The 9,013-nt window shown below is 71.7% G+C and carries 7 protein-coding genes; 3 read left to right on the top strand and 4 right to left on the bottom strand.

From position 1 onward, the window contains the following. Window positions 1–76 precede the first annotated feature (76 nt). Window positions 77–1,399 carry a diaminopimelate decarboxylase gene (lysA, locus tag AB0D99_RS35360; RefSeq protein WP_362372251.1) on the bottom strand — a complete coding sequence of 441 codons (1,323 nt, stop codon included), beginning with the start codon at window positions 1,397–1,399 and terminating at the stop codon, window positions 77–79. 102 nt (window positions 1,400–1,501) lie between these two features. Between lysA and AB0D99_RS35355 the strand changes: the two genes are divergently transcribed. Then, window positions 1,502–3,202, top strand: coding sequence for a helix-turn-helix domain-containing protein (locus AB0D99_RS35355; RefSeq protein ID WP_362372248.1), 1,701 nt, complete (start codon window positions 1,502–1,504; stop codon window positions 3,200–3,202). Here AB0D99_RS35355 and AB0D99_RS35350 read toward each other — a convergent pair. Next, the gene (locus tag AB0D99_RS35350; RefSeq protein WP_362372245.1) at window positions 3,141–4,763 is read right to left on the bottom strand and encodes an APC family permease; all 1,623 of its coding nucleotides are present in this window, start codon (window positions 4,761–4,763) and stop codon (window positions 3,141–3,143) included. The genes AB0D99_RS35355 and AB0D99_RS35350 overlap by 62 nt on opposite strands. 648 nt (window positions 4,764–5,411) lie before the next feature. On the opposite strand from AB0D99_RS35350, the gene AB0D99_RS35345 reads away from it, so the two are divergent. Continuing rightward, window positions 5,412–5,975, top strand: coding sequence for a hypothetical protein (locus AB0D99_RS35345; RefSeq protein ID WP_362372242.1), 564 nt, complete (start codon window positions 5,412–5,414; stop codon window positions 5,973–5,975). 63 nt (window positions 5,976–6,038) lie between these two features. On the opposite strand, the gene AB0D99_RS35340 is transcribed toward AB0D99_RS35345, so the two are convergent. Then, window positions 6,039–6,527, bottom strand: a complete 489-nt coding sequence (locus AB0D99_RS35340) for a MarR family transcriptional regulator (protein ID WP_362372239.1) — start codon at window positions 6,525–6,527, stop codon at window positions 6,039–6,041. Window positions 6,528–6,616: 89 nt separating this feature from the next. Here AB0D99_RS35340 and AB0D99_RS35335 point away from each other — a divergent pair, with 89 nt between their 5' ends. Further along, the gene (locus tag AB0D99_RS35335; protein WP_362372236.1) at window positions 6,617–6,988 is read left to right on the top strand and encodes an HGxxPAAW family protein; all 372 of its coding nucleotides are present in this window, start codon (window positions 6,617–6,619) and stop codon (window positions 6,986–6,988) included. 125 nt (window positions 6,989–7,113) lie between these two features. On the opposite strand, the gene AB0D99_RS35330 is transcribed toward AB0D99_RS35335, so the two are convergent. After that, window positions 7,114–8,604: a SpoIIE family protein phosphatase gene (locus AB0D99_RS35330; RefSeq protein WP_362372233.1), complete on the bottom strand. Its 1,491-nt coding sequence runs from the start codon at window positions 8,602–8,604 to the stop codon at window positions 7,114–7,116. Window positions 8,605–9,013: the final 409 nt, after the last annotated feature.

The raw sequence follows: 9,013 nt of genomic DNA, 5'->3' as shown, positions 1-9,013 counted from the left end.
CCGGGGGGGGGGGGGGGTGCGGGGGGGGGGGCGCCGCCCCCCCCCCCCCCACCACCGGCGTTGCGGACACTCACCGCTACCTGGGATCGGTCCCCACCCGGGACCGGGGCGTAGGGACGTCGCGTCGCAGCAGATCGTCGTACGTCTCCCTGCGGACCACCTCACGCGCCTGGCCGTCGCGGCAGAACACGATCGGGGGCCGACGGGCACCGTTGTAGTTGTTGGCGAGCGAGGCGCAGTACGCGCCGGTCACCGGCACGGCGATGACGTCGTCGACGCGCGGGTCGCGCAGCGGGACGTCGCGGATGAGGGTGTCCCCGGACTCGCAGTGGCGTCCGACGAGGTCGTAGCGCTGTCCGCCGCCCACCCGGGAGGTGACGGTCGCTTCGAACCGCTGCCCGTACAGCATCGGTTCCAGGTTGTCGGCCATGCCGCCGTCGACGGCCACGAGCGGGCGAGGGCCGGGTTTGACGGTGACGACGCGGTAGAGAGTCATCGCGGCCTGGGCGACGAGGGAGCGGCCGGGCTCGATGATCAGGCGTGCTGTCGGGGGCAGGTGGGTGCGTGCCGCGTCGGTCAGGGTCTTGACGTACTCCTCGACAGTCGGGGGACGGTCGTCGTAGGTGTAGCGGACACCGAGTCCTCCGCCGAGGTCGTAGACGGCGTGTTCGCCCAGTTCCTCGATGCCGGCGAGGGCTTCCACGGCCTCGCGGAACGGCTGGGTGTCGAGCAGCTGCGAGCCCACATGCACGTGCAGACCCTCCAGCTCCAGCCGACCGGACGCCTTCAGGCGCTCGGCGGCGCGGACCGCGTCCGGGATGGTGAGCCCGAACTTCGAGCCGCGCTGTCCGGTGACCATCGCCTCGTGCGTGTCCGCGGACACCTCGGGGATGACCCGGAGCAGGACCCGCTGGGGCCGGTCGCCCACCACGCGCTCGAGGCGGTCGATGTCGTCGAAGTTGTCCACCACGATGGTGCCCGCCCCGGCGTCCACCGCCATCGCCAGCTCCTGCTGGGTCTTGGCGTTTCCGTGGACGACGAGCTGTCGAGGGTCGGCGCCGGCGGCCAGCGCGGTGACGAGTTCGCCGCCGCCGGCCACGTCCACACCCAGCCCTTCCTCGACCAGGGTCCGTACGACGGCGGTGCAGGGGAAGGACTTCGAAGCGAAGACCACTTGGCTGTTCGGCCAATGCTCCGCCATCGCGTGGACGTACCGCCGCGCCCGGCTTCGCAGCGCGTCCTCGTCGACCACGACGGCCGGGGTCCCGAAGCGCTCTGCCAGATCGGTGGCGCGGCATCCGCCGACGACGAGTTCGCCGTGTTCGTCCAGGTGGGAGCCCTCGGGGAAGAGCCCCAGGAGTGAGGTGGCGGGTGCGGCGGGCTGTTCGGCGACGGTCATGCGCGAGGATCTTCCTCTCGGTTCGGCTGTGGACGTGTGGCTATCCTGGCAGCCCGCCCCCGACACCACCGTGGCCGTTCTCCCCATGAAACGAGGCACCCGTTGTCCGATCCGACAACGCCCGCGACCGTGCGGGACAGCCAGGATCCGGTGACCTTGCAGGCCCTGGTCCAGGACACCGAGGTGTCCCCGGTACGGCTGCTGGTGGCGCCCGCGGGCCTGCACGTGCCGGTGAGCGGCACCGTGATCCACGACGTGGAGGAGCCGGTCCCGCATGGCCCCGGGGCCGTCCTCCTCCTGGTCGGCATCGGCATCACCGACCCGCGGGCGGGGGATGTGCTGCGGCGGGCCGCGGAGTGCGAGTTCGCGGCCGTCGTGGTCAAGCGGCGGGGGCACGATCCGCAGCGGCTCATCGAGCAGGCACGCGACCACGGGATCGCCCTGTTCACCGCCGACGACGCCATGCCCTGGCGCACCGTCGACGCCGGGGTGAGCTGTGTGCTGGCCGCCCACGGCAGCGGGCGGACGACGGGCTCCGCACCGGCGGGCGGCGAGGAACTCTTCGCGCTGGCCGACGCGTTGGCCGCCGTGGTGGGAGGCTCGGTGGCGATCGAGGACCTGGAGCAGAACGTGGTGGCCTACTCGAAGGTCGCGGGCGTACGCATCGATTCCGTACGGCAGTGGGGCATCCTGCACCGCCGCGTCCCGGACGTCCCCGAACAGCGCCGGCAGTACCGGCAGGTCCTCGCCGCGACCGGCGCCGTGCGCTTTCCCGCCATGGGGGAGGAGCTGCCGCGGGCCGCGGTCGCCATCCGGGCCGGGGCACTGCCGCTGGGCACCTTGTGGGCGATCGAACCGGCCGAGGGGCTCAGCGGAACCGCCGAGGCCCAACTCCTGGACGCGGCACGGTTCGCGGCGCCGCACCTGCTGCGTGCGCTGAACCTTCCCGAGGCCGAGCGGCGCATGCGGCGCGACACGCTGCGGGCCGTTCTCCACCGTTCGGGACCGCCCGCCGACGAGGCCGCGGATCTGCTCGGACTGCGCCCGGGGGTGGAGTTCTGTCTCACGGCCTTCGCACCCGCCACCCCCGCACCCGCATCGGCACGCGCGACCGGCGAGGGCGGTGCCGGGGCCGCGATCCCGAATCCGGCGGTGCTCACCCATGTCGAGTGGGTGCTGATGCGGCACTGCGCGGCTCACCGGGCGCACGCGACCGTGGCCGCCGACGCCGGAGCCGTGTACGTCCTGCTCCCGGCGACGGGCCTGTCGGCGGGCCGCCGGTTCGCCGACAGCGCGCTCGCGGCGGTACGGCGATCAGTGGGCGACGACGCGCGGGCGGTGGTGTCCCGGCCGTACACCGACCTCGCGCAGTCGGCCGCGCTGCGCCGCGAGGTGGACGGGATCCTGCGGGCCACCGCCCATCAGGAGCCCGGACGGCCGGCGGCCACGACGTCCGAGGTGCGGCATCGCATCCTGCTGGACCGCCTGGGCGACGAGCTCGAGCGGGACACGTGGCTGCGCCTGCCGGAGATCGACGCCCTGCTGGCCCACGACCGCGCCCAAGGAACCGACTACGGCACCACGGCGACCGCGTGGCTCGACGCGACGGGTGACGTCGCGTCCGCCGCAGCACGGCTGAAGGTGCATCCCAACACCCTGCGTCACCGGCTGCGGCGGATCCACGAGCTGTTCCGGCTCGACCTGGACGAGCCGGACGTGCGGCTCGTCGCCTGGCTGGAACTCAGGCGCGCGGCACCGACGCCCCGCCCTCCCCGGCCGGAGGCGGGACCCGCCCGTCCGTGACATCCCGCCCCGCGCCCGCCGTGCCCACGCCCGGGGCGTCCGCGTCCGCCTCGCCCGGGCCACCGTCGCCCCCGACCTCCGCACCGTGGCCGGCTTCGCCGGAGTCGGCCGACACCGCGCTCGGCGCCGGCGCCGGCGCGTCGCGCCGGAGCTTCGAGTGACGACGCCCGAATCCGAGGTACAGCACGGCAGCCAGAGCCAGCCAGACGGCGAACAGCGTCCAGGTGACGCCCGGCAGCAGGTACGCCAGGTACAGGCAGGACAGCGCGGACAGGATCGGCACGACGGGATAGAAGGGGACACGGAACGGGCGGGGCGCGTCCGGTGCGATACGCCGGAGCACGACGACGGCCGCCGCGACGGCGACGAACGCGATCAGTGTGCCCAGGCTGGTCAGATCGGCGAGCTGCTGCAGCGGCACGAACGCGGCGAGCAGACCCACGCCCGCACCGACGATCCACGTGTTGCGGGCAGGCGTGTGCCGCTTGCGGTCGACGCGCCGGAAGACCTCGGGAACGAGGCCGTCGCGGGCCATCGAGAACAGGATGCGGGTCTGTCCGAACAGGGTGACCAGCACGACGCTGAAGATGGACACGACCGCGCCGGCCGAGAGCACCAGTGCGGGCCAGCCCGATCCGGTGACCTCGCGCAGGATCTCCGCGAGGACGGCCTGCCCCGCGTCCGCCTGCTCGCCGAACCGGTCCGTCGGCTGGGCGCCCACCGCGGCGACGGCGACGGCGACATACAGCGCGGTGACGACGAGCAGGGTGAACAGCAGCGCCAAGGGGATCGTGCGCCGGGGATTGCGTACTTCCTCGCCGGCGGTGGAGACCGTGTCGAATCCGACGTAGGAGAAGAAGACACCGGAGGCGGCGACGGTGACCCCACCGATGCCGTGCGGGGCGAAGTCGGAGAAGTGGTCACCGGTGAAGGCGGTCAGCGCCACGGCGACGAAGAACACCAGAACACCGATCTTGACGCACACCATGACCGCGTTCACCCGCGCCGACTCCCTGGTCCCTCGGGCGAGAAGCAGGGAACACAGCAGCACCACGACGAGGGCCGGCACGTTCACCAGGCCCCCCGCCCCCGGGGGTTGGCTGATCGCGTCGGGCAGGGTGACGCCGAGGAGCGTGTCGCCGACCTCGTTGAGGTACTGCCCCCAGGAGACGGCCACGGTGGAGACGGCGACCCCGTACTCCAGGATGAGGCACCACGCCACGAGATACGCGGCGCCTTCGCCGAGCGACGCGTAGGCGTAGGAGTACGTGCTCCCCGACACCGGCACAGCGCCCGCCAGCTCCACGTAGCACAGGGCCCCGAGTCCGGCGACGGCGGCGGCCACACCGAACGACAGGATGACGCCGGGGCCGGCCTTGGGCACCGTGGTGCCCAGGACGAAGAAGATCCCGGTGCCCACGACCGAGCTGACGCCCAGCAGAGTCAGCTGCCACAGTCCCATGCTGCGCCGCAAAGGAGGCCCCGAGTAGGCGCCGTCGGCCTCGGCGATCATGTCCTTCAGGGGTTTGCGTCGGCGCAACTCGTCGGCCATCGAGCCCATGGGTCCTCCTTCGGATCCTGCACGGCCCGCGGTTGGTGCGGGCACCGTGGATCCTGCGGTGGTGCCGTGGGCGAAACAACGTTGCCGCCGCGCGTCCGGCGGCCGCAACGTTGGCCGATCCCACAACGACACGGCCGCCCCGGGGAGCGATGATCGCGAAGCGTGCGCCCCGGCCCCCGAGCCCCCGTGCGACCCCACTGCCCACCGACAGGAGGCGTCCGCCATGTCACCTCCCCCTGGTCATCTCGCAGCGTGCGCAGGAGGCTTGTGGCGCCCTGAGTGCGCAGGAGGCGTGACGGATACCAACAGGCACCGCCTCCGGGTGTCGGAGTACCGGATCGGTTGAGGGCTTCGGCGATCTCGACTGCCGTGCTGCGTACACCGTCGTGTTTCACCCGCGGGCGGTGTACTCCCGCGGGACAGGCCCTCGCGCGTTCTCTCGGCCTGAGGGGGCGGAGTTGCCCAAACAGTCGACTTCCATGGAGGCATCGTGCCACGGGGTTCGGTCGTTTCCGCTCATCGGTCGCTGTCGCCGGTCGCATCTCTCGACGGTCCCGACAAGCGGGCCCCCTGCGCGGGGGAGTGGGCTGGGTTCGGCCCGCCGACCCGCCTACGGTCAGCGGCCGTTGGCCCGGTAGCGTCCATGCCATGGCCGCCCTCGATATGCTCGTCCGCCTCTGCCCGCCGCCCGCCGATCCGCCACCTGCCGTGGACTGGCATCAAGCCGAGCGCGACCTCGGTACGGCTCTGCCCGCCGACTACAAGCGGCTCGTCGAGGCATACGGCGACGGCATCTTCGACGAGACGGTCTGGCTGCTCGTCCCCGGCTCCGCCTACGACGACTGCGACCTGCGCGCGCAGACGACGGAACGGGACGAGATCCTGGCCGGCCTGTGGGAGTTCGAGGACAAACCCGCCGGCCTGCTGGAGGCGGGGGCACGGGTCGTGCCGTGGGCGTTCGAGGAGGGTACGGGGGCGTTCCTGTACTGGCTCGTGCGGCCCGGGCAGCACCCCGACGAATGGACCGTGCTCTACAACGAGGGGCGCGGCCCCCTGTGGGAGCACCACGACATGGGGTGCCTCGCCTTCCTCCTCGGGGTGCTGACAGGAACGGCGGAGACGGAGTACTTCGGCCACCTCTACGACGTGCTGCAGCCGACGCAGCACCACTTCGCCACGGCCGACCAGACCCTGGGAGCAACCCGGCCGTGACGCGGCCGTCCGCTCCGGACGACCTGGCTCACCGCCGGCACACCTCACCACGGGCAGGGCTGGTCAGCCGTTCCCGGCGGTGCGTGCCTCTTCCAGGGAGGTACTGAGGATGCCGGTGGCGCGCGTGAGCCAGTCGTTCAGTACGGCGATCTCCTGCGGGGAGTAGTCGGCGAAGAGTTCCGCCATGCGGCGGTAGTTGGTCCCGTAGACCTCGAACAACCGCTCAGCGGCGGTGGCGTCGGCGACGACGTGCACGCGTCTGCGGTCGTTCGGGTCGTTGCGGCGTCGGGCGTATCCCGCGCGTTCGAGCCGGTTGATGACACCGGTGATGGCTCCCGTGGTCAGGTTGGCCCGCTGTGCGAGGTCACCCGCGGTGAGCGGCCGCTGTTCCCCCTCGGCCTCCAGGATGAAGCCCATGCAGGTGAGGTCCGTGACGTTCAGTCCCAGCCGCTGGGCCATGTCGTGCTGGGCCACGATGCCCAGCGCGATGAGGTGATCCATCTGCGCGTGTGCCTGCTCAGGGGTGGAACGGGGGCGCTCCTTGCCATCCAACGCGAACTTCCCTTAGTCTCTAAGTAGCTTAGCTCGTGAGATAAATCTTCTCCTGAGTCAGCGTATCCCCAGCCTCCGGAAAGGACGTCATGAGCGCGCACGGCGATGTAGATCTCGGCCACACCGTGGCCGGCTGGACGGGAACGGCGATCGCCTTCGTCGGCTTGAGCGTCCTGGCGCTCGCCGTCGTCACGGTCTCCCTGCCGCTGGCCGTCATGGGCGCGGCCGTCGGAGCCTTCGCCGGTCTCACGACCTGGCTGCTGCACCTGGCCGGATGGGGAAAGCCGACAGGGCCTCGACCGGCGAGCGAGTGGCCCTGGCGGGTGAGGGACCGGGCGGCACGACAGGGGCACCCCGACTGCCTGGGGTGCCGCATGGCCGGACGACGCACGTCCGCCGCCACGGCCCCTGCCCCCTCCGGTACGACGACGTCCCCCGCGCCGGCCGCCGTAGCCCCCTGACCCCGTTCCTGCCCGGCCGCCGGAGACGTCCCGCCGCACCCTTGGCCGGCCAGACGTCCCCACCCGCGACGGCTCGGCCCTCGACACCGCGCACGAACCGGCTTCGCAGTGTCCCGTATCACGCACTACTGCTCGCCGGCCCGGACGATGAGGAGAGCCACGTCGTCGTGGTCACCTTCGCCGCGCAGGGTGCGCAGGAGCAGGTCGCACGTGGCGTCGAGCGATCGGTGGGGGTCGTCGAGGACGTCGAGGAGAGCGTCGAGGCGTGCGTCGATCGCCTGGTCGCGGGTTTCGACGAGGCCGTCGGTGTACAGGACGAGCTGGTCGCCCGGTCCGAGGTCGATGGAGGTGGTGTCGAAGGGAATGCCGCAGCCGCCCAGAGGAGCGCCCGTGGGGAGGTCGAGCAACTCGCGGGCACCGTCCGGGTGGAGCACCACGGGCGGCAGGTGCCCGGCCAGGGAGACGTGGCACCGCGCCGCGGCGGGGTCGAAGACGGCGTAGACGCAGGTCGCGATCGTGCCGAGGCCGTCCGTGATGTGGTCCAGGTGGTGCATGACCTGGGCGGGAGGCAGATCGAGGTCGGCCAGCGTCCTCGTGGCGGTGCGCAGTTGTCCCATGGCCGCTGCGGCCGTGACGCCGCTCCCCATGACGTCGCCGACCACGAGGGCGGTCTTGTCGTTGTTCAGGGGGATGACATCGAACCAGTCGCCTCCGATCTCGACGGATGCCTGTGCGGGGCGATAGCGGAAGGCGATGTCGAGCCCCGGCCGACGGGGAGGGGGCTGGGGCAGCAGGCTGCGCTGCAGGGTGAGGGCGGTGTGGCGTTGTTCTTCGACGGCGCGGTGCCGGTCGGTGACGTCGACGCTGGACGTAGCCACGCCCAGCACTTTTCCGTTGGGGGCTTCGAGGCGGTAGAACGAGATCGACCACGCGTGGTCACTGTCCGGGTCGGCCGCGGTGCGGCCGACGGTGTACTGGTCCAGGATCGGCGTCCCGGTCGCCAGGACTTCCTGCATGGCCCTGGTGAAGGAATCGTCGAGGAACGGCAGCACCTCGCTGGCGTGCCGGCCGACATGCTCGGCGGCCGGCACGCCGTTCATCCGCTCCTCCGCGGGATTCACCGAGATGTAGCGAAGGTCGGTGCCCAGCATGGCGAGACCGATCGGCGACTGGGACACCAGCTGGGCGGACAGGGCGAGGTTCCGTTCCACCTGCCGCAGCGTCGCCTGGTCCGTGGCCAGCCCCAGGGCCCAGTAGTCGCTCTGGTCGTCCTGGAGCCGCATGTTGCGGAACTCCACCTGCCGCGTGCTGCCGTCCTTGTGCCGGACGGGGAAGACGCCGGCCCAGCTCTCACCGTCCTGCATGACCTGGGTGAACAGCGCCAGCACCGTGTTGCGGTGCTCCTTGTCGATCAGCAGATCGACCGCGTACTGGCCCAGAGCCTCCTCGGCGCTGTAGCCGAAGAGGATTTCCGCCTGCGGGCTCCAAAGGTCGATCCTGCCCTTGGTGTCGAGGAGGACGGCGGCCACGTTCAGCACGTCCATCAAGCCGCCCGGTGTGGACGCCGCCACACCCGACGCGCCAGGATCGCCCTGAGAGGGTTCGGTGGCTCCCATTCCTCGGGCTCCTTTCGGCCGCCGAAGCAGAGTGCCGTCTGCTGGAGCGGGCGACGGCCGGTGCCGTGTCTGCCCTCCATCCTCCCGCTACTCCGCTGCTGCGTGCACGCCAACCGAACGCCGGAGGTACCCCGCTGGGGTAAGCCTCGGGAGGAAATCCTTGGGGGCATGGCGTCCCGAGCGTCGTCCACCCGGACGATGCCTGCTCGTGGAGGGCTCGACGGGCCGCGCTCGGCGCGCTGGACAGGGTGGGTCATCGTGCACCGTCACGATGCCGAGGTGGATCGCCGGTCCCGTGAAGAGCGCGCTCGACACCGAAGCCGTCGCGAGCCGCCCCCAGGGCCGGGCAGGCGCGTGCCTACGTGCGGCGCGCCCCCACAAAGGACGCGGGGCCGGCCCCCGAACGCAG

This window comes from Streptomyces sp. NPDC047971 (assembly GCF_040653355.1).
Taxonomy (GTDB): domain Bacteria; phylum Actinomycetota; class Actinomycetes; order Streptomycetales; family Streptomycetaceae; genus Streptomyces.
This window is presented reverse-complemented; position numbering and strand designations above follow the sequence as displayed.

Bases quoted from the DNA above. Each gene is read 5' to 3' on its own strand.
- AB0D99_RS35330 (WP_362372233.1), bottom strand. From the start codon at position 8,604: ATGGGAGCCACCGAACCCTCTCAGGGCGATCCTGGCGCGTCGGGTGTG.
- AB0D99_RS35350 (WP_362372245.1), bottom strand. From the start codon at position 4,763: ATGGGCTCGATGGCCGACGAGTTGCGCCGACGCAAACCCCTGAAGGAC.
- lysA (WP_362372251.1), bottom strand. From the start codon at position 1,399: ATGACCGTCGCCGAACAGCCCGCCGCACCCGCCACCTCACTCCTGGGG.
- AB0D99_RS35335 (WP_362372236.1), top strand. From the start codon at position 6,617: ATGAGCGCGCACGGCGATGTAGATCTCGGCCACACCGTGGCCGGCTGG.
- AB0D99_RS35345 (WP_362372242.1), top strand. From the start codon at position 5,412: ATGGCCGCCCTCGATATGCTCGTCCGCCTCTGCCCGCCGCCCGCCGAT.